Here is a 19,205-nt window from a genome sequence, read left to right on the forward strand (position 1 = left end):
CTGCGCCTCGCCGCCCTTCTCCCGATCCTGGCCCTCGCCGCCTGCGCGGCCGCGCCTGCTCCCGCCGCGCGCTGCGACGTGACCATCAAGTTCGGCAGCTACGGCATGGGCATTGATCGGCCGCTGGCGGACAAGGTGGCGGCGGCGGTGAAGGCCGACCGCGACATCGCGCGCTCCGAACGCAAGTCTTGGGGCCGCGAGGGGGAGTACGACCTCTGCATTACGGCAAAGCCAGGCCGGGACGCGAAGGCCCTGTACGAGCGCTACCGGGCGATGCTGCCGGCGCGAAATCTCCAGGCGCCGACGTCGATCGAGGGCCCGGAGGGACTGAGGTTCGAAACGATCGGGCCGATGTGAAGCAGCCGTTCCTAACTACAGATCTGGGTGGTGAGCCGCGCCCAAGAATCCCTCTCTCTGGAGAGAGGGGTTTGGCGCAGGGTCCGCAACGGGTCGATCCCAGTCCCGGGCCTTACTCCAGAAACCCGACCTTCCCGGCGACACGTCAGTGCGACGAAGCCAATGCCGGGACCCAGATCGAACCCACAGGCGCGCGGCCACTTTAGTCCGAAGCGATGTCTCGCCCCCAATCGCTCCGGATGAATCTGGGCCCCGGCGTTCGCCGGGGAGGTCGGTTGAGTAGGGGGTGTCGAACTACACCGGCGAACCGGCCCACCGCCTAGATCGGCCGGCCGGTCATCTTCCACAGCAGCGGCCGGAACACGCTCATCAGCATGATGGCCGGGGCCAGCAGGACGGCGGCGGCGAACAGCTGCAGGCTGTCGGCGCGCTTGATGAAGTAGCGGGTCAGGCCCACGCCCTTGTGGAACTCCACCTTCACGGGGTGTTCGAGGCTGGTGTGGCCCAGATGGACGACCTGGGCCTTGGGCTGGAACAGCACCTGGCCGCCGGCGCGGCGGGCGCGCCAGCACAGGTCGATATCCTCGACGTGCAGGAAATAGGCTTCGTCGAAGCCGTTCAGCGCCTCGAAGTCGCGCCGGCGCATGGCGAAACAGGCGCCGGAGATGGTCGGCATCGGCACGGGCGCGCGCGGCAGCGGCTCGTGCTCACGATGGATCTCGAACGCCGCCAGCTTGCGGTAGCGGCGGGTCAGCTGGCCGAAGCTCAGCACGGTCGAGATCGGCGTGACCTCGCCGCGTCGGCCGCCGCGCTGCTCGGTGCCGTCGACGTTCAGCACCCGCGCGCCGACGATCGTCGGGGTGGGCTGGTTCTTGAAGGCGGTGACCAGGGCGCCGACGCATCCGGGCTGCAGGTTGGCGTCGGGATTGAGGAAGACGATGTGCTCGCCGGCCGAGGTCTGGGCGCCCAGGTTGGCGCCCCGCGCGAAGCCGATATTGCCGTGGCCCTGCTTGAGGATCACGCGCGGCTCGGTCAAGGCCAGGGAGCGCAGCAGGTCCTGCTCGCGCGCGCACGAGCCGTTGTCGACGATGACGAACTCGTCGACCAGCGGCTCGGCCAGCACATGCTTGATGCTCTCGGCCAGAGCGTCTCCCGTCCGGTACACGACCATGACCACCGACACGTTCGGTCGGGCCGGACGAGCGCCGGCGGTCAGGGTCGAGACGGACGGGAGGATGCTGTTCATCAGGCGATCGCCGCCTCCAAAGCCGACTTGGCGGCGCGGGCGCGGACGACGTCGGGCGGAGTCGCGTCGAGGCTGAGCACGCGGAGGGCTTCCTCGAACGCCAGGACGCTCTGCCCCTCGCCGCCCAGGCGACGCAGGGCCAGCTGCCTCGTCTCCGCTTCCTTACGTCCGACCACCGCGATCACTGGCACCTTGGCGAGGCTATGCTCGCGAATCTTATAGTTGATCTTCTCATTTCGCAGGTCCAGTTCCGCGCGCATACCTAGTTTCGTCAACGCCTCGACCACCTCGCGAGCATAGTCGTCGGCGTCCGAGGTGATCGTGGCGACGACGACCTGGGTCGGCGCCAGCCACACAGGCAGGGCGCCCGCGAAGTTCTCCAGCAGAATGCCGATGAATCGTTCGAACGACCCCAGAATCGCACGGTGAAGCATCACGGGACGCTTCTTCGAACCGTCCTCGGTAACGTACTCGGCGTCCAAACGTTCCGGCAAAACGAAATCAAGTTGCAGCGTGCCGCATTGCCAGACGCGGCCGATGGCGTCCTTCAGCGAGAACTCCAGCTTGGGGCCGTAGAAGGCGCCCTCGCCCGGCTGCAGGGTCAGGGTCTCGCCCGCCGCCTCGGCCGCGGCCGCCAGGGCCGCCTCGGCCTTGTCCCAGACCTCGTCCGTGCCGGCCCGCAGGTCCGGACGCGTCGAGAACTTGGTGTCCGCGAGCGTCATGCCCAGGTCGTTATAGACGCTGCGCAACAGCTCGATGAACCGGGCGCTCTCCTCGGTGACCTGCTCTTCGCGGCAGAAGATGTGGGCGTCGTCCTGGGTGAAGGCCCGCACCCGCATGATGCCGTGCATCGCGCCCGAGGGCTCGTAGCGGTGGCAGGCGCCGAACTCGGCCATGCGCAGCGGCAGCTCGCGATAGCTCTTCTGGCCGACGTTGAAGATCTGGATATGGCCGGGGCAGTTCATCGGCTTGACGGCCAGGACCTCGCCCTCGGCGCTCTCGCACATGAACATGGCGTGGCCGAACTTCTCGGCGTGGCCCGACTTCTCCCACAGGCTTCGGTCGAGGATCTGCGGGGTCTTCACTTCCTTATAGCCGGCCGCGTCCAGGCGACGGCGCATGTAGTCCTCGAGCACGCGATAGAGCGCCCAGCCCTTCGGGTGCCAGAACACCATGCCCTTGCCCTCTTCCTGGATGTGGAAGAGGTCCATGGTCTTGCCAAGCTTGCGGTGATCGCGCTTCTCGGCTTCCTCGATGCGCTTCAGATAGGCGTCGAGATCGGCTTCCGAGGCCCAGGCCGTGCCGTAGATGCGCTGCAGCTGGGCGTTGTTCTGGTCGCCGCGCCAGTAGGCGCCGGCCAGCTTGGTCAGCTTGAAGGCCTTGCCGACATGCTTGGTCGACGGCAGGTGCGGGCCGCGGCACAGGTCCTTCCAGGCGCCCTGGCGATAGACCGTGATGGTGTCCGTCGGCGGCAGGTCGCGGATGATCTGGGCCTTGTACTGCTCGCCGATCCCGTCGAAGTGGGCGATGGCTTCCTCGCGGTCCCAGACCTCGCGCGTGATCTTCTCGTCGCGGTCGACGATCTCCTTCATGCGCTTTTCGATCTTTTCCAGATCGTCCAGGCTGAACGGCTCGTCGCGGGCGAAGTCGTAGTAGAAGCCGTCCTCGACGTTCGGGCCGATCGTCACCTGGGTGCCGGGGAACAGCTCCTGCACCGCCTCGGCCAGCACGTGGGCGGTGTCGTGGCGGATGGTGTCGAGCGCTTCGGGCGCGTCACGCGTCAGGATCTCGAACTTGCGCTCGCCGGCCAGCAGGTCGGGGGTCAGCGGCCGGTCCAGGTCCAGCAGCTGGCCGTCCAGCTTGATCAGCAGCGCCTTCTTTTCCAGCGACTTGGAGATGGCCGCGGCGACGTCGCGGCCCGTGGAGCCGTCCGGATACTGTCGCGAGGAGCCGTCGGGGAAAACCAGATCGATCATTCTTCACATTTCCACTTGCGTGGCTGGTGTCGCGGCGGCGGCGGGTCATAGCCCGATCCGCCAAACGGATTGCAGCGGCAAATCCGTCGCAACCCCAGCCAGGAGCCCTTCAGCGGGCCATGTTCCTTGAGGGCGGCGGCCGTGTACTCCGAACAGCTCGGCGTAAAGCGGCACTGACGCCCGATGAGAGGCGAGAGCGTCAACTTGTAGGCCCGTAGGCTCAAATCGACGGTGCGGTCGTAGAGGGTCATGCCGGCGCGCGTACTGCTTCTGAGCGGTTACACACCCCCGGAAGGGGTGCAATCAAGCCGCGCCGGCGGTGCTAGTTCGCGTTTCGGCGGCGCCTGTGGCCTGACGGACAGCCTCGACCGTCGCCTCGAACGCCAGCAGCGTCGAGGCGTGACGAGCGGGATAGTCCTTGACCGGCTCCAGCACGGCGAGCTCCGAAAACCGGCCCGCGGGAGGCGAACCGTTCGCCTTCAGCATAGCCGCAAGCGAGTCTCGCGCCAACTCGATGTCCGAAAGTTCCGCGCCGATCACGTTCTGGCCCAGGATCGCGGCGGCCGCCTGGCCGAGGGCGCAGGCGCTGACGTCCTGGGCGAAGTCGACGACCTTGCCGTCCTCGACGACCACGTCGACCGTGATCTTGCTGCCGCACAGCTTGGCCACCTTCTCGCTGCTGGCGTCGGGCGCGGGCAGGCGTCCGGCGCGCGGCATGTTGGCCACGAGCCCCAGGATCTTGGCGCTGTAGAGGTCGTCGATCATCGCGCGCCTTAGATGGGAGCCCCGCCGCGCGCGGACCAGAGGGCCTCGGCGCGATCGCGCACCGCCTCGCCCATGGTCGCGAAGGCGGCCTTCAGCTTGCGGCGTTCCTCGCGGCTGACCCAGCGCACCAGCATGCCCATGAACAGCTCGCCGTTCGAGAAGGTCGAGTTGGCCGGGCCCATGTTCTCGATCTCGAGATAGCGGATCGCCGTGACCAGGCCGCCGACGCGGGTCGAGCGCCAGTGCAACTGCTCGTAGGGCACCCAGTCCTGGACGATCGGCTGGATGACGCGCGGGGCTTCGCCAGGCAGATGCTGCTCCAGCACCAGGGCGGTCCCGATCTTCATCTGCCCTTCGGCGCGGCGGTAGAGCGGGTTCCAGTGGGTCCAGGTCTCGAACTCGGAGACGACCTCCCAGACGATCTCGGCGGGGGCCTGGACCCCGATGCGGTGTTCGACGGCGCGTTTCATGCGGGCTACTTAATCCCTGACCAGGCCGCCATCCACCACCAGGTTCTGGCCGGTGACGGCGCGGCTCCACGGGGAGGCGAAGAACAGGACCGCGTCGGCGAACTCGGCCGGCGTGGTGACGCGGCGCAGCGGGGTGCTCTGGGCGATCAGGTCGAAGATCGCCTCGGGCGTGGCGGCGCTGGCGTCGGTGACGCGCAGCAGGCCGCCCGAGACCATGTTGACGGTCACGCCGCTGGGGCCGAGATCGCCGGCGGCCGTGCGGGTCAGCGACAGCAGGGCGGCCTTGGCGGCGGTGTAGTCGTGATAGGGCACCACCGGGTTCTGGAAGAGATTGGTGCCGACATTGACGATCCGCCCCCAGCCCGCCGCCTCCATCGCTGGCGCGGCGGCCTGGATCAGGTTCAGCGAACCACGCAGGGCGACATCCAACTGGCCCAGGAAGTCGTCCCAGCCGATGGTCTGGATTTTCTCGCGAGCGTCGCCGTTGAAGCTGAAATCGCCCAGGGCGTTGTTGACCACTGTGGTGACGTGGTGGCCGAAGGCCTCGGCCGCGTCGTTGACCAGCCGCCGAGCCTCAAGCGGATCGGAGACGTCGGCCTGGATGGCCACCGCACGCTGGCCGAGCGCCTCGACCAGCGCCTTGGCCTGGGCTTCGCTGCGGCGGTAGTTGACCACCACCTGCGCGCCATTTTCCACGAAGGCCCGCGCGATGGCCGCGCCCAGCCCCCGGCCCGCGCCGGAGACCAGGACGACCTGCTTTTCGAAGGTCATCAGCGTCAGTCCTTCATCCGCCAGGTCGCGCCCGACGGACCGTCCATGACCACCACGCCCAGGGCGTCCAGCTCGGCGCGGATCGCGTCGGCGGCGGGCCAGTCCTTGGCGGTCCGGGCGGCCACGCGCTTGGCCAGCAGGTCCTCGACCTTGGCCTTCAGCTCGTCGGAGGCGTCGCCCTCGAACCAGCTGTCCGGATCGGCCTGCAGGAAGCCCAGCAGGGCGCCGGCCTCCAGGAGGCGGGCCTTGTTGGCGGCGATGGCGACGGTGTCGCCGGCGGTCACGGCCTTCTCGATCAGGCTCGACACCTCGAAGAAGGCCGAGGTCGCCAGCGGGGTGTTCAGGTCGTCCATCAGGGCGGCCATCACCTCGGCCGGCGCTTCCATGGCCTGATCCGGCGCCACGTCCTTGGCGCGACGCAGGGCGCCGTACAGGCGGTCAAGCGACTTCTTGGACTGCTCCAGGAGCTCCGGCGTCCAGTCCAGCGGCTGGCGGTAGTGGGCCGACAGCAGCGCCCAGCGGATCACCTCGCCCGGAACCGTCTTCAGCAGTTCGTGCGGGATGATCACATTGCCCAGGCTCTTGGACATCTTCTCCCCGCCCATGTCGAGGAATCCGTTGTGCATCCAGTAGTTGGCGAGCACCGCCGTCTTGTGGGCGCAGCGGCTCTGGGCCACCTCGTTCTCATGGTGCGGGAAGGTCAGGTCGATGCCGCCGGCGTGGATGTCGATGGTCTTGCCCAGGGCCTTGTCGATCATGGCCGAGCACTCAATGTGCCAGCCCGGACGGCCCGCGCCCCAGGGGCTTTCCCACTCGGGCTCGTTCTCCTTGGAGGGCTTCCAGAGCACGAAGTCGGCGGGATGGCGCTTGTAGGGGGCGACCTCGACGCGGACGCCGGCGATCATCTCGTCGAGGGGGCGACCGGAGAGCTGGCCGTAGTCGGCGAAGCTCTGGGTGTCGAACAGCACGTGACCCTCGGCGGCGTAGGCGCTGCCGTTCTCGACCAGCTGGCCGATCATCTCGAGGATGGCGTCGATGTGCTCGGTGGCCTTGGGCTCGAGGTTGGGCCGCAGCGCGCCCAGCGCGTCGGCGTCCTGGTGATAGGCCGCCAGATAGCGATCGGTGATCACCGAGATCGGCACGCCCTCGTCGGCGGCCTTCTTGTTGATCTTGTCGTCAACGTCCGTGACGTTGCGCGCATAGACCACCGCGTCCTCGCCGTAGAGATGGCGCAGCACCCGGTACAGCACGTCGAACACCACCACCGGCCGGAAATTGCCGATATGGGCGTGGTTGTAGACCGTGGGCCCACAGACATACATCGTCACCCGCTGGGGATCGGCGGGAACGAAGTCGCGCTTCTCGCGCGCCAGGGTGTCGTGGATCTTCAGGGTCATTGGGTCGCAGTGCTATGACGTAGGGAGAGGTTGCTCCAAGACGGAGCCGGCTCCATATATCCTTCGGATACGGATTGGGCCACGCCCAACGATACGTCCGCGGCGACGCTTCGACCGTAGCTGTGAAACGGGTGGCACGCGTCATTCCAGGACGACCGGCGTCCTGGCGCAACTCAGCCCGTGGAAAGAAACCCCTGACATGGACGCCCTAGCCCGCGAGCGAACCCTGATCGGCAGCGATGACGGTCTTGATCTTGAAGCCGCCGAGCGCCCCTCCCGCGAGGAAGCCATGGCCGCCGTCCGGACCCTCCTGGCCTGGGCCGGCGACAATCCCGAGCGCGAAGGCCTGATCGACACGCCCAAGCGCGTGGTCGACGCCTTCGAGGAGTGGTTCGCCGGCTATCAGGGCGATCCGGCCAAGGAGCTGTCGCGCACCTTCGAGGACGTCCAAGGCTATGACGACATGGTCATGCTGCGCGGCATCGACGTGCAGAGCCACTGCGAGCACCACATGGCGCCGTTCCTGGGCAAGGCCTGGGTCGCCTACATGCCGACCGGCAAGGTCGTGGGCCTGTCGAAGCTGGCGCGCCTGGTCGAGATCTTCGCCAAGCGTCTCCAGACCCAGGAGACCATGACCATGCAGATCGCCGACGCGATCGAGGACCACCTCTCGGCCGCCGGCGTCGCCGTGCTGATCGACGCCGAGCACCAGTGCATGAGCACGCGCGGCGTCCACCACCACGACGTCTCGACGATCACCACCCAGTTCCGCGGCGTCTTCAAGACCGACAAGGTCCTGCAGCAGCGGTTCATGGATCTGGTGACGAGGAAGTAGGTTCAAAAATCTGCTCCCCCTCTGGGGGAGCTGTCGCAGAGCGACCGGAGGGGGAAGTGCTAGCAGCACTTGCCGCTTCCCTCTCCGTCGGCTTCGCCGACACCTCTCCCACGGGGAGAGGATTTCTCCTCAAGCCGCGACCCGGATCCCCTCTCGGAGCCGTCCCACGCCGGCCTCCGTCGGGCGATGCACCAGCGTCACCAAAACAAAGCTGATCAGCATCAGCAGGTACCAGGCGCCCATCTTCTCGATCGGCACCATGCGCCAGCCCGCCGCCTGGCTGGGATAGATCCAGGCCCCGGCGAAGGTGCCGAGGTTCTCGGCGAACCAGATGAACAGCGAGACCAGCAGCGCGCCCAGCAGCATGGGCATGCGCCGCGGCGTCTCGTCGGGCGTGAACAGGAACCACGTCCGGCCGAAAAGCAGTCCGGACAGGGCGAACAGCCCGAGGCGGATGTCGGCCACATAGTGATGGGTGAAGAAGTTGGCGTAGATCAGCGCCGCCAGCGCATAGGTCGTCCACAGCGGCGGGTAGCGCACGAAGGTGACATCGAACAGCCGCCAGATCCGCGCGATGTAGCTGCCGACGCAGGCGTACATGAAGCCGGTGAACAGCGGCACGGCGCCGATCCGCAAGACGCTGGGCTCTGGATAGATCCACGAGCCGTGGGCGGTCTTGAACAGCTCCATGACCGTGCCCACGACGTGAAAGATGAAGATGACCATCGCCTCGTCCCAGCGCTCCAGCCTCAGCGCCAGCAGCAGGGCCTGGATGGCGACCGAGGCGATGACCAGGAAGTCGTAGCGGGCCAGCGGCGCGGCCTCGGGCCAGAAAAGCTTGGTGCCGACCAGCAGGGCCAGCATCAGGCCGCCGAACAGGCAAGCCCAGGCTTGCTTCAGGCCAAACAGCAGGAACTCATAGGCGTAGCCATGCCAGCGCGACCGGCCAGCCCACGGGCGGGCCCAGACGTCCAGCGCCGCCACAGCGCCCTTGATGCGATCCTTCAGGTTCATTCGATCCCCACAAGCGCCGGGACGCTAGCGCGCCCTCCCCGCCTGCGCCATATGTCGGGCCATGACGTCCAGCCCTCTCTTCCCGCACGCCGCAGACAAGCACGCCTTGGAGCGCGGAACCGATCTCGCGCCCCGCTTCAACGGCGACGGCCTGGTCGTGGCGGTGGCCCAGCACGCCGACACCGGCGAAATCCTGATGCTGGCCTGGATGAACGACGAGGCCTTGAAGCTGACCGTCGACACCAGCATCGCCCACTACTTCAGCCGGTCGCGCAACGAACTCTGGAAGAAGGGCGAGACCAGCGGCCAGCTGCAGGACGTCGTCGAGTTGCGGGTCGACTGCGACCAGGACGCGGTGCTGCTGAAAGTGCGGCCGCGCGGCGACGGCGGGGCCTGCCACGTCGGCTTCCGCTCCTGCTTCTATCGCGTGCTGGAGGACGGCAAGCTGGTCGAGCGCGAAAAGCCCCTGCATGACCACGACTGAGGCCCTCGTCGCCTTTTCCCTGGCCGCCGGCCTGCTGACGCTGACGCCAGGCCTCGACACGGCGCTGGTGATCCGGACGGCGGCCGCCGAGGGACCGCGCCGGGCCGCGGGCGCCGCGATCGGCATCGGCCTGGGCTGCCTGATCTGGGGCGCGGCGGCCTCGTTCGGCGTCGGCGCCCTGCTGACCGCCTCGGAGATAGCCTTCACGATCCTGAAGTGGGCCGGCGCCCTGTTCCTGGCCTGGACCGGGATCAGGATGATCCTGAAACCCCGCGACCAGTTCGAGCCCGGCGAGATGCGGGCGGTGGACGCGGGTCCGATCGCCGCCTTGCGCCGAGGCCTGCTGACCAACCTGCTCAATCCCAAGGTCGGGGTGTTCTACGTCTCGTTCCTGCCGCAGTTCATGCCGCCGGGGGTCGATCCGGCGCGGTTTGGCCTGCTGCTGACCACGATCCACGTGGCCGAGGGCCTACTGTGGTTCGCCGCCCTGATCGCCGCGACCGTACCGATCGCCGGGCTGCTGCGGGTTCCCGTCGTGGTGCGGTGGCTGGACCGGGTGACCGGCTGCGTGTTCGTGGCGTTCGGGCTGCGGCTGGCGCTGGAGCGGCGGTGAGCAAGAGGGGCGTTCAGGCCTCCCTCAACGCCTCCACCCCGCCGTCCGCCGCCGGGGTGACCACGAAGCGCTTGAGCACACTGGTCTCGTATCTCGGGTCCAGGATCGTCGACACGGCCACCAGCTCGCCCGTCGCCTTGCCGTGCTCCAGGGTCAGCAGCACGAAGCCCTTGGCGCTGCCGTGGGTGTAGCGGACTTCCTTGTTGCGCTGGATGAAGGCCTCGCCGATCGGCGCGCCAGGCAGGATGTCGCCGTAGCCGGGCGAGGTGATCGAGGTCGCGCCGAACTCGGCCGCCACGCGCTTGTCGCCCTTGTCGTTCCAAAGCTCGTTGGCCCAGAACATGTGGCTGTCGCCAGCCAGCACGATCGGGCGCGCCTTGGCGGCGGTGAAGATGTCGTAGACCCGCTGGCGGTCGGCCGGATAGCCGTCCCAGGCGTCCAGGTTCGACGGAATGTCATAGGCCGACATCGCCACCGCCTGCATCACCGGCGTCTTGGCGTAGTCCGGCAGCTGGGCGAACAGGGCCGCGAACTTTTCGTCGCCCATGGTGGTCTTCAGATTCGGCGGGCTGACCCGCGCCATGACGACCTGGTTGCCCAGCACCTGCCACGCCACGCCGGCCTTGACCGAGGCCTGGACCTGGCTGGCCAGCCAGCGCTCCTGGTCGGCGCCCATCATCCGGCGCGACGGGTCCTTCCACCTGGCCACGAAGGCGGCGACGTCGGGCTTGCCGTCCACGACCGGCATGTCGGTCCCGTAGTCGAGCTGGTGCGTCCGCGCGGTCAGGCGGGTCTCGGTCATCATGAGAGTCGCCACGTCGCCGAACTGGAAGCCGCGCCAGGCGGCCTCGGGCAGGGTCCCCGGCGCGGCCTCGCGGATCGGCATCCACTCGTAATAGGCCTTCAGCGCCGCAGCCTTGCGGGTCGCCCAATCCCCCTCGGTCTTGGGCTGGTGGTTCTCGGCCCCGCCGACCCAGCTGTCGTTGGCGGTCTCGTGGTCGTCCCAGACCACGATCCACGGCGCGCGGGCGTGGGCGGCCTGAAGCATAGGATCCGTCTTGTACTGGGCGTGGCGCTGGCGGTAGTCGGCCAGGCTGACGATCTCGTGCGGCGGCAGCGGGCTGCGCCCCTTGGCCGTCGGCGAGTTCATGCCGTAGTCGCCCGGCGCGGCGCCATACTCGTAGATGTAGTCGCCCAGGTGCAGGACGGCGTCGACGCGTTCAAGCCTGGCGATGGCGTCATAGGCGGTGAAGTAGCCGTTCGGGTAGAGGCTGCAGGAGGTCACCGCCAGGACGACGTCCTTGGTCGCCCCCGCCGGCAGGGTGCGCGTGCGCCCGACCACGGCCTCGCCCACCGCCTGCCCCGCGCGGCTAGCGCGGAAGCGGTAGTAGTACTCGGTTCCCGGCTTCAGGCCCGTGACGTCGACTTTCACCGTGTGGTCGCGGCTTGCGTCCGTGGTGGCGTGGCCCTGGCGGACGATGGTCTTGAAGTCGGGATCGGTCGCCACGTCCCAGCGCACGCCGACGGGCAGCTTGGCGCCGGGCGCGGTCACGCGGGTCCACAGGATCACGCGGTCCTGCAACGGATCGCCCGAGGCGACGCCGTGCTCGAAGCGCACCGGCCCCTCATGCAGGCCCTTGACCGTGGCGGCCGCGGCCTCGCCGGCGGCGGCGCCCGACAGGCCCAGAAGGCCGAGCACCTTGCGGCGATCGATGGTCATGCGCGCTCTCCCCGAAAACATCTCTCTTCCCGACCTAAGCGAAGCGGAGAGCCGCAACATCCGCAAGCTCGGCGTTCATGGTCGTCCCGGCGCGGCGCGCAGCCAAGGCGAGCGCCCGCAGGCTGGCGGGCAACACAGTGGTGGTGCGGAAGCCGCGCATCGACTATCCCCCGATACGAAAATTCAATGTCGCCCGTAGGCACGACCCGTGTCGCGAGCGCGACGACAGTGTGAAGGAGCGATGAAACCCCGGTGACGCACGCGGAAGACAGGCTGGACGATGACGGGCTCGACGAGGCGACCGCCGACGAGCACGGCGAGGTCCTGACGGTCGTTCTGTCGCCGGAGCTTTCGGGCCAACGGCTGGACAAGGCGCTTTCGCCGCTGTTTCCCGATCTTTCGCGCGCCCGCCTGCAGGCGCTGATCGCCGAGGGGCGCCTGTCGATCGACGGCCAGGCGATTTCCGATACGTCGCGCAAAGCCAAGGCCGGGACCTACGCCCTGCTCGTCCCGCCGCCCATCCCGGCCGATCCGGAGCCGGAGGCCATTCCGCTGGTCGTGCTCTATGAGGACGCGCACCTGATCGTGGTCGACAAGCCGGCCGGCATGGCCGCGCACCCCGCGCCCGGCAGCCTGACCGGCACGCTCGTCAACGCCCTGCTGCACCACTGCGGCGACAGCCTGTCCGGCGTCGGCGGGGTCGCGCGCCCCGGCATCGTCCATCGCCTGGACAAGGACACCTCCGGCGTCATGGTCGCGGCCAAGAGCGACGCGGCGCACAAGGGACTGTCGGCCCTGTTCGCCACCCATGACATCGATCGGCTCTATATCGCCCTCACGCGGGGCGCGCCGTCGCCGCCGTCCGCCACGATCGTCACCCAGCTGGGCCGCTCGCCCGGCGACCGCAAGAAGATGGCGGTGTTGCGCTCGGGCGGACGCGAGGCGATCACCCACTACCGCGTGGACGCCGCGTTCGGCCCGCAGGACAGGCCGCTGGCCGCCCGCGTGGCCTGCCGGCTCGAGACCGGCCGCACCCACCAGATCCGGGTCCACATGGCCAGCAAGGGCAGCCCCTGCCTTGGCGATCCGGTCTATGGCGCGGGCCAGCCGGCCAGCGCCGTCCGCGAGGCGATCCAGGCCGCGGACCTGAAGCGCCAGGCGCTGCACGCGGCGGTGCTGGGCTTCGTCCACCCCATCACCGGCGAGGCGCTGCGCTTCGAGACGCCGCTTCCCGACGACATGGCGGCGCTTCAGCAGCGGCTGGAAGCGCTCTGAGCCCCGAGGCGGGCCTGAAGGCTCAGCTTGCGTCCCGGCAATAAAGTCGCCCTAATTGCGCTGGTTTGGCGCTCTAGTGTGTTAGGGTGTCACCCCGGAGTTTCCCCATGCGGCGTCTTATCGCGATCATCGCCGTCAGCCTTTCCGCCGCTGGCTCGGCCCTCGCAGCGCCCGGCGAAGACGAGGCGATCGCCACCGCCCAGGCCAAGCCCACGCCCGCCGCCTTGAAGGCCGCCGCCCAGGCCGCGCCGCCCGCCACCACCGCGCCGGCCGCCAAGCCCCTGACGACCCAGGAACAGATCGCCGCCTTCCTCGCCGAAACGCCCGCACATGCGGACGACGCCCCGCGCGGCTTCCTGCCCGCCGATCGCGACGAGGACGGCAAGCGCAAGGTCCACGGCTCGATGGGCGTGTCCGTCGGCAGCGGCGGCTATCGCAGCGCCTACGCCTCGGCCCTATTCCCCGTCGGCGAGAACGGCACGGTCGGCGTCGCCGTCTCCAAGACCGACTTCGGCAAGCGCGGCGGCTTCTACGCCGATCCGTCCGTTGGCGGCTTCGGCGCCTATGGCTATGGCCCGTACGGCTATTCGCCCTATGGCTACGGCCGCCTGCGGGGCGGATCGCAGCAGTCGGTCGCCCTGTCGCTGATGACCGGCGACGCGCGCCGGGCCGACGACACGCCGGAGGGCTGCGCCCCGGGCTTCCGCGCCGGCGGCCGCTATGTCGAGCCCCTCTGGGTCCAGGCGATGCGGGACGGAACCCACCCCTGCGACGCATCGTCACGCTGAAACCCGATCCGGGTTCGCCCACCGCGAAAACCCTGTCGAGCGCTGTCCGGAAAGCCTCTCTCCCCGCCCCGTCCCGGGTTTTCGGGCGCCGCCGTTCGCCGATGTTTAACGGCTTAACGGTCAAGGTGGCGGCCTCGGGGCTAGGGCTTACGGAATGCAGCCGGAAATCATCGCTTATCGCCATCCCGCGACCGGGACGGTGACCTATCTGATCATCGACCCCGCGACGTTCCTTTGCGCCATCGTCGACCCGGTGCTGGATTTCGACCCGCAGACCCAGGCCGTCGGAACCGACTTCATTGAAAAGATCATCGCCGACATCCGGGCGCGCGACCTGGGTCCGACCTGGATCCTGGAGACCGGGCTCCACGCCGGCCATCTCTCGGCCGCGGGACGCCTGAAGTACGAGACCGGGGCCTCGGTCTGCATCGGCGCCGGCGTGGTCCAGAGCCTGAAGCGCCTGGCGCCGGCCCTGGGCGAAGACATGGTGGACCTGGAAGGCTGGGATTTCGACAAGCTGGCCAAGCACGGCGAGGCGCTGCCGATGGGCGGCCTTAAGATCCATGCCCTGGCCCTGGCCAGCCGCCTGCCCGGCGCCGTGGCCTACCGGCTGGGCGATGCGATCTTCACCGGCGACGTCCTGCTGGCGCCGGGCGAGGGTTCGGGCCGCTGCGACATTCCCGGCGCCGACGCCGGCAAGGCGTTCGACGACGCCCGCAAGATCCTCAGCCTGCCGCCGCAGACCCGGGTGCTGCCGGGCGTCTGCGCGGCGACGCCCTGCGAGTCGACGGTCGCCGAGCAGAAGGCCTCGAACATTCACCTGAACGACAAGGTCGACCGGCTGGACTTCATCGCCCGGCGCACCGCCGCCGACGCGTTGCTGCCCGATCCGGCGATCGCCGGCGCGGCCCTTCGCATCGCGGTCCGGGCCGGCAAGGAGCCGCCGGATCTCGGCGACGGCGCCCGCTTCCCGCCCGTCGACCTCGCCAAGCTCTGGAACTAGGTTTTCTTTAGAAATTGACCTAGGCTCGCGGCGACTCGTCCCCATCGCCGCGGAGCCCGTTTCATGAGCCAGGATTTCAGCGCCGCCCTCACCGACGCCCAGTCCGGCGCCCTTCCCGATGTCCTGGGCCTGCAATGGCTCGAGGCCGCCCCCGGCCGCGTGAAGGGCCGCTTCGACGTCAAGAAGCGCCACATGGCGCCAAACGGGTTCCTGCACGCCGCCAGCGTGATCGCCTTGGCCGACTCGGCCTGCGGCTACGGCTGCATGGTCTCGCTGCCGGAAGGCGGCGCCAGCTTCACGACCATCGAGCTGAAGTCCAACTTCCTGGGCACGGCCCGCGAGGGCGGCGTGGCCGTCGACGCCCAGCTCGTCCATGGCGGCCGGACCACCCAGGTCTGGGACGCCGTCGTGACCCACGAGACCACCGGCAAGACCATCGCCCTTTTCCGCTGCACGCAGATGATTTTGCGTCCCCAGGCCTGAGCGCGAAGAAAGCGCAACAGAGGGCTTGCGTCCCGGCGACGACGCCGCTAGGTATCGCGCCCTCGACCTCGGGCGGTTCAAAAAACCGCTCAGAACGGCGGCCTGGAGAGGTGGCAGAGTGGTCGAATGTACCGCACTCGAAATGCGGCGTGCCTGGAAGGGCACCGTGGGTTCGAATCCCACCCTCTCCGCCAGCCATCCTGTCCTAATCATCGCGAGTTAGCCGACGCGCCCGCTGGCGCGCGTCCGGGCGGGTCGCCTCTTGACCTGACACAGGCGGCCGCCCCGCAGCCCAGGCCGTGAGCGCGGGTCCCATCGCCTGAGACGAGGTCCAGGACGCCAATGTCGTGCTCGTGTGGGCCATGGCCTGCGTCAGGCCCGAGCGCGCACCGCGCGCGGTCTTCGCCACACCGCCAAGCAAAAGCCCCGCGCCTTGCGGGCGCGGGGCTTTCGAAGCTTCTGAGCGGCAACCGCCCTTAGGCGATCTTTTCGACTTGATTGTACTCGAGCTCGACCGGCGTGGCGCGGCCGAAGATCGAGACGGTGACGCGCAGGCGCGCCTTTTCCTCGTCAACGTACTCGACCGAGCCGTTGAAGCTGGCGAACGGGCCGTCGGTGACGCGAACGTTCTCTCCCACCTCGTACAGGACCACGGCCTTCGGGGCGGCGACGCCTTCCTCGATCGTGCCGATGATGCGCTGGACTTCCTTTTCGGAGACCGGCATCGGCTTGGAGCCGCTGCCCAGGAAGCCCGTGACCTTCGGGGTGTTCTTGATCAGGTGGTAGGCTTCGTCCGACAGGTTCATCTTCACCAGGACGTAGCCCGGGAAGAACTTGCGCTCGGCGTTGACCTTACGGCCGCGGCGGATCTCGACGACGTCTTCGGTCGGGACCAGGATCTCGGAGAAGTTCTCCTCCAGGCCCTGGTTCTTGGCCTGCTCGCGGATGCTCTCGGCCACCTTCTTCTCGAAGTTCGAGTAGGCGTGGACGATGTACCACTTGTGGTTCGGGTTGGACGCGGTTTCGGTGCTCATCGTCTCTATCTTATCTCGCGGTGGCCAGCTTCAGAAGCTGGTTCACGGCCAAGCCCAGGCCGCCGTCGACCGCCAGGAAGAACAGCGACGCCATCACCACCATGATGAAGACCATCACCGAGGTGATCCAGGTCTCCTTGCGGGTGGTCCAGGTGATCTTGCGGGCTTCGGCGCGGACTTCGCGGAAGAACTGGACCGGGCTGGTGCGCTTCTTGGGGGCGGCGGGAGCGGCGGCGGCGCTGGCGGCGCCGGCGGGCGACATCGCCGCGGCCGTCTTTGCGGCGCGGTTCTTCATCGCGGTCGGGTTGGATCCCGGTTTCCTGGCCATGCTTTTGAAGCTCACGACTTTCTTAAACGAGCGGGCCTGCGAGCGACCCGTCGGATACATATAGTGGCAGGAGTGGAGGGACTCGAACCCCCGGCCCTCGGTTTTGGAGACCGATGCTCTACCAGCTGAGCTACACTCCTGCGGACCGACCGCCCTTGCGGGCCGACGGACATCCAGAGACAGACAGCGCGCCAGAGGGCTTTCGAAGCCTCGGCGCGCCATGTTCTGTCGCCAGAGCCGCGCCATTTAGCAGGGTCGCATCCGGGGGGCAAGCGGCCTGCGCGGGATTGCGGATTTTGACGCTCTTCCTCGCTATGAGGGAGAGGAAGGGACCATGCGGATCGAAGCGCCGCGCCAGGCGTTCGGCCTTCATGCCCACGATCGACAGCCAACCGCCCTCGCCCGCCGACCGTCCCTCGAATCGGGAGGTCGAGCAGGAGAACCAGCGGACCGACTCGCCCGAAGGCCAGCCGCCCCGTCCCGCGACCGAACCGCCAGGCGCGGCCGGCAGCAGTCAGTCTCCGAAAACGGAGACCGACCCGGGAACCGGCGAAAGCTAGACGCTAAGCCTCAAATCCCGTGTCATCCCGAAAGCCGCGCAGAGGCCGCCCCGGATCCAGAGGTGACGAAGCGCCGTGCGCGCCGCCCCGGGATCCCGGCCCTTCGCTACGCGACGGCCGGGATGACACAGGGATTGGGCTTTACCCCGCCTTCTCGGTCTTGCCCTTGGCGTCCTTGTCGGTCGCGGTCGAGGCCGTCGATGGCGCGGTCGCGCCGCACTGGATGCCGAGATAGGACCACTTCACGTCGGTCAGCTGGCGTCCGCACTGGGTGTTCTTGCCGCGGTCGGTCCCGCGCAGCGACACCGCCACGCCCTTGGACAGATCCGGCGCCGGGCTGGCGGAGCTGATGTCGTAATATCCGCCGCCACGCCCCTTCACCACGAGGCAGTTGGTCTTCTCGACCGGGCGGACGCAGCCGGAAGCCGTCACTGGCGTGCCTTCCACGACCACCTGGTTGGCCTGCGCGACCTTTGTCTTCGCGCCGCCGTCACTGCAACCAGCCAAACCAAACGCTACTAGACCGGCCGCCGCGGCGGCCCCTACGAACCATACCCGCATACGTTCCTCCGTATCGTTGGCTCCGCGAACGAAGCAACGGGAAGTCTGCGCCTCGTTTCAGAGAGCGGCAATCACATTTTTGACGCATTCGGAAAGACGGTCTGGCGTTTTCGACAAAGTCGAGAAAACTCGCCTTTCAGTTATCTGCGCCATTCTTCTTGCTGCGATGCAGCACAAAGATGCGACCCGATCTCATTCTTATCTCGAATACCGGCGTGACGACTGAGGACAAACAGGCATTCCAGAGCTTGACACCCAGGGAGACGACGGTCCCCAACGCGGAGATTTTCGGGCGCCGACATTAGACAACCGTCATTGACAGGACGACGGCCTTGCTCCCATGAGACAGCCGCCGCCATCCGCTATCTGGCGGTTTCCGCTCTCTTTTCCGCGCTTTTCGCGCGCCATCCGAAGAGTTCCGATGACGGCCGCCGCTCCCGCCGCTGCTCCTGTGAAGGACGCCCCCTATTTCGTCGAGACGGTGCTTTGGGTGAAGCACTGGACCGACCGGCTGTTCAGCTTCGCCATCACGCGTCCGGCCAGCTTCCGCTTCCGCTCGGGCGAGTTCGTGATGATCGGCCTGCCGCCACGCGAGGAGCTGGGCGAGAAGAAGCCGATCCTGCGCGCCTATTCGATCGGCTCGCCGTCGTTCGCCGAGGAGCTGGAGTTCTTCTCGATCAAGGTCCCGGACGGTCCGCTGACCTCGCGCCTGCAGCAGATCCAGGAAGGCGACGAGATCCTGTTGGGCAAAAAGCCGACCGGCACGCTCGTTCTGGACGCCGTCCGCCCGGGCAAGCGCCTCTTCCTGTTCGGCACGGGCACGGGCCTGGCGCCCTGGCTGTCGGTGGCCCGCGACCCGGACGCCTACAGCCGCTTCGAGCGGGTGATCGTCGCCCACGGCGTGCGCGAGGTGAAGGAGCTGGCCTATCGCGAGCTGTTCACCCACGACATCTTCGACGATCCGCTGGTCGGCGACGAGGCCCGCGCCCAGCTGGTCTACTATCCGACCGTGACCCGCGAGCCGTTCGAGCGCCAGGGCCGCTTCACCGACCTGATCGCCAGCGGCAAGCTGTTCAGCGACCTCGGGATCGAGGGCGGTAAGTTCGATCCCGAGCACGACCGCGCCATGCTGTGCGGCTCGATGGCCATGATCAAGGACACCGCCGCCATGCTCGAGGCCCAGGGCCTGAAGGAAGGCTCCAACGCCGAACCCGGCGACTTCGTCATCGAGCGGGCGTTCGTGGGGTAGCAGATAAATCCCTCTCTCATGGAGAGAGGGAGGGGCCCGCGCCGTAGGCGTGGGAGGGTGAGTGGGTACGCCTTCTCAGAGCCAGACTCCGTCGAGCGAATTCAGCAACTCAACGAGATACGGCCTGGGACTTTCCCGGCCAACGGTGAAACCACTCACCCTCCCACCGCTTCGCGGCGGGCCCCTCCCTCTCTCAAATGTTCAGACCGGGGACATCCGTGACAGGTGTTCGGAGACATCCGTGACGGTTGAGGATGATCAGATTGGCTGGTTGAG

Annotated in this window: 21 protein-coding genes and 2 tRNA genes; 10 read left to right on the plus strand and 13 right to left on the minus strand. The window is 67.9% G+C overall.

The features are described 5' to 3' along the window. Nucleotides 1-357, plus strand: a complete 357-nt coding sequence (locus DI526_RS13355) for a hypothetical protein (RefSeq protein ID WP_304278758.1) — start codon at nucleotides 1-3, stop codon at nucleotides 355-357. Nucleotides 358-676: 319 nt separating this feature from the next. Here the strand turns inward: DI526_RS13355 and DI526_RS13360 are convergent, their stop codons facing one another. The 7 genes from DI526_RS13360 to cysS are packed head-to-tail and all read right to left on the minus strand — an operon-like array spanning nucleotide 677 to nucleotide 6,982. Beyond that, nucleotides 677-1,603, minus strand: a complete 927-nt coding sequence (locus DI526_RS13360; protein ID WP_304278704.1) for a glycosyltransferase family 2 protein — start codon at nucleotides 1,601-1,603, stop codon at nucleotides 677-679. Then, nucleotides 1,603-3,579, minus strand: coding sequence for a threonine--tRNA ligase (thrS, locus tag DI526_RS13365; RefSeq protein ID WP_304278706.1), 1,977 nt, complete (start codon nucleotides 3,577-3,579; stop codon nucleotides 1,603-1,605). Before thrS ends, DI526_RS13360 begins: the two co-directional genes overlap by 1 nt. Further along, nucleotides 3,576-3,830, minus strand: coding sequence for a membrane protein insertion efficiency factor YidD (yidD, locus tag DI526_RS13370; protein ID WP_304278709.1), 255 nt, complete (start codon nucleotides 3,828-3,830; stop codon nucleotides 3,576-3,578). The genes thrS and yidD overlap by 4 nt, the downstream gene beginning before the upstream one ends. A gap of 52 nt (nucleotides 3,831-3,882) precedes the next feature. After that, nucleotides 3,883-4,344, minus strand: coding sequence for an iron-sulfur cluster assembly scaffold protein (locus DI526_RS13375; protein ID WP_304278713.1), 462 nt, complete (start codon nucleotides 4,342-4,344; stop codon nucleotides 3,883-3,885). Nucleotides 4,345-4,352: 8 nt separating this feature from the next. Beyond that, nucleotides 4,353-4,814: an SRPBCC domain-containing protein gene (locus DI526_RS13380; protein WP_304278715.1), complete on the minus strand. Its 462-nt coding sequence runs from the start codon at nucleotides 4,812-4,814 to the stop codon at nucleotides 4,353-4,355. Nucleotides 4,815-4,823: 9 nt separating this feature from the next. Beyond that, on the minus strand, nucleotides 4,824-5,585 hold the full coding sequence (locus DI526_RS13385; protein ID WP_304278717.1) for a 3-oxoacyl-ACP reductase: 762 nt from the start codon (nucleotides 5,583-5,585) through the stop codon (nucleotides 4,824-4,826). Nucleotides 5,586-5,590: 5 nt separating this feature from the next. Next, nucleotides 5,591-6,982 carry a cysteine--tRNA ligase gene (cysS, locus tag DI526_RS13390; protein ID WP_304278719.1) on the minus strand — a complete coding sequence of 464 codons (1,392 nt, stop codon included), beginning with the start codon at nucleotides 6,980-6,982 and terminating at the stop codon, nucleotides 5,591-5,593. A 199-nt stretch (nucleotides 6,983-7,181) separates the two neighbouring features. On the opposite strand from cysS, the gene folE reads away from it, so the two are divergent. Beyond that, nucleotides 7,182-7,817 carry a GTP cyclohydrolase I FolE gene (gene folE / locus DI526_RS13395; protein ID WP_304278722.1) on the plus strand — a complete coding sequence of 212 codons (636 nt, stop codon included), beginning with the start codon at nucleotides 7,182-7,184 and terminating at the stop codon, nucleotides 7,815-7,817. 129 nt (nucleotides 7,818-7,946) lie between these two features. On the opposite strand, the gene DI526_RS13400 is transcribed toward folE, so the two are convergent. Continuing rightward, nucleotides 7,947-8,831 carry a DUF817 domain-containing protein gene (locus tag DI526_RS13400; RefSeq protein WP_304278724.1) on the minus strand — a complete coding sequence of 295 codons (885 nt, stop codon included), beginning with the start codon at nucleotides 8,829-8,831 and terminating at the stop codon, nucleotides 7,947-7,949. Nucleotides 8,832-8,892: 61 nt separating this feature from the next. Between DI526_RS13400 and hisI the strand changes: the two genes are divergently transcribed. Further along, complete coding sequence (hisI, locus tag DI526_RS13405; RefSeq protein WP_304278726.1) at nucleotides 8,893-9,315, plus strand: phosphoribosyl-AMP cyclohydrolase; 423 nt, start codon at nucleotides 8,893-8,895, stop codon at nucleotides 9,313-9,315. Further along, the gene (locus DI526_RS13410; RefSeq protein ID WP_304278728.1) at nucleotides 9,302-9,928 is read left to right on the plus strand and encodes a LysE family translocator; all 627 of its coding nucleotides are present in this window, start codon (nucleotides 9,302-9,304) and stop codon (nucleotides 9,926-9,928) included. Before hisI ends, DI526_RS13410 begins: the two co-directional genes overlap by 14 nt. A gap of 13 nt (nucleotides 9,929-9,941) precedes the next feature. On the opposite strand, the gene DI526_RS13415 is transcribed toward DI526_RS13410, so the two are convergent. Continuing rightward, nucleotides 9,942-11,648 (minus strand): alkaline phosphatase, encoded by a 1,707-nt coding sequence (locus tag DI526_RS13415; RefSeq protein WP_304278731.1) that lies wholly within the window; start codon nucleotides 11,646-11,648, stop codon nucleotides 9,942-9,944. 324 nt (nucleotides 11,649-11,972) lie between these two features. On the opposite strand from DI526_RS13415, the gene DI526_RS13420 reads away from it, so the two are divergent. The 5 genes from DI526_RS13420 to DI526_RS13440 all read left to right on the plus strand — a co-directional run bounded on the left by DI526_RS13420 (nucleotide 11,973) and on the right by DI526_RS13440 (nucleotide 15,391). Further along, complete coding sequence (locus DI526_RS13420; protein ID WP_304278760.1) at nucleotides 11,973-12,923, plus strand: RluA family pseudouridine synthase; 951 nt, start codon at nucleotides 11,973-11,975, stop codon at nucleotides 12,921-12,923. Between the two features lie 107 nt (nucleotides 12,924-13,030). Beyond that, nucleotides 13,031-13,711 (plus strand): hypothetical protein, encoded by a 681-nt coding sequence (locus tag DI526_RS13425; protein WP_304278734.1) that lies wholly within the window; start codon nucleotides 13,031-13,033, stop codon nucleotides 13,709-13,711. A 154-nt stretch (nucleotides 13,712-13,865) separates the two neighbouring features. Further along, nucleotides 13,866-14,714, plus strand: coding sequence for an MBL fold metallo-hydrolase (locus tag DI526_RS13430; protein WP_304278736.1), 849 nt, complete (start codon nucleotides 13,866-13,868; stop codon nucleotides 14,712-14,714). A 63-nt stretch (nucleotides 14,715-14,777) separates the two neighbouring features. After that, nucleotides 14,778-15,197 (plus strand): PaaI family thioesterase, encoded by a 420-nt coding sequence (locus DI526_RS13435; RefSeq protein ID WP_304278738.1) that lies wholly within the window; start codon nucleotides 14,778-14,780, stop codon nucleotides 15,195-15,197. A 104-nt stretch (nucleotides 15,198-15,301) separates the two neighbouring features. Beyond that, nucleotides 15,302-15,391: transfer RNA gene (locus tag DI526_RS13440), tRNA-Ser, on the plus strand. Nucleotides 15,392-15,673: 282 nt separating this feature from the next. On the opposite strand, the gene nusG is transcribed toward DI526_RS13440, so the two are convergent. The 4 genes from nusG to DI526_RS13460 all read right to left on the minus strand — a co-directional run bounded on the left by nusG (nucleotide 15,674) and on the right by DI526_RS13460 (nucleotide 17,680). After that, the gene (nusG, locus tag DI526_RS13445; RefSeq protein WP_010921038.1) at nucleotides 15,674-16,231 is read right to left on the minus strand and encodes a transcription termination/antitermination protein NusG; all 558 of its coding nucleotides are present in this window, start codon (nucleotides 16,229-16,231) and stop codon (nucleotides 15,674-15,676) included. 10 nt (nucleotides 16,232-16,241) lie between these two features. Further along, entirely contained in the window at nucleotides 16,242-16,559 is a 318-nt protein-coding gene (gene secE, locus DI526_RS13450) for a preprotein translocase subunit SecE (RefSeq protein ID WP_304278748.1), read from the minus strand. A 64-nt stretch (nucleotides 16,560-16,623) separates the two neighbouring features. Next, nucleotides 16,624-16,699, minus strand: a tRNA-Trp gene (locus DI526_RS13455). Nucleotides 16,700-17,260: 561 nt separating this feature from the next. Beyond that, nucleotides 17,261-17,680, minus strand: coding sequence for a hypothetical protein (locus DI526_RS13460; RefSeq protein WP_304278751.1), 420 nt, complete (start codon nucleotides 17,678-17,680; stop codon nucleotides 17,261-17,263). Nucleotides 17,681-18,101: 421 nt separating this feature from the next. Here DI526_RS13460 and DI526_RS13465 point away from each other — a divergent pair, with 421 nt between their 5' ends. Next, nucleotides 18,102-18,929: a ferredoxin--NADP reductase gene (locus DI526_RS13465; protein WP_304278753.1), complete on the plus strand. Its 828-nt coding sequence runs from the start codon at nucleotides 18,102-18,104 to the stop codon at nucleotides 18,927-18,929. Nucleotides 18,930-19,205: the final 276 nt, after the last annotated feature.

The sequence above is a fragment of the Caulobacter segnis genome (assembly GCF_003243465.1).
Classification (GTDB): Bacteria; Pseudomonadota; Alphaproteobacteria; order Caulobacterales; family Caulobacteraceae; genus Caulobacter; species Caulobacter segnis_A.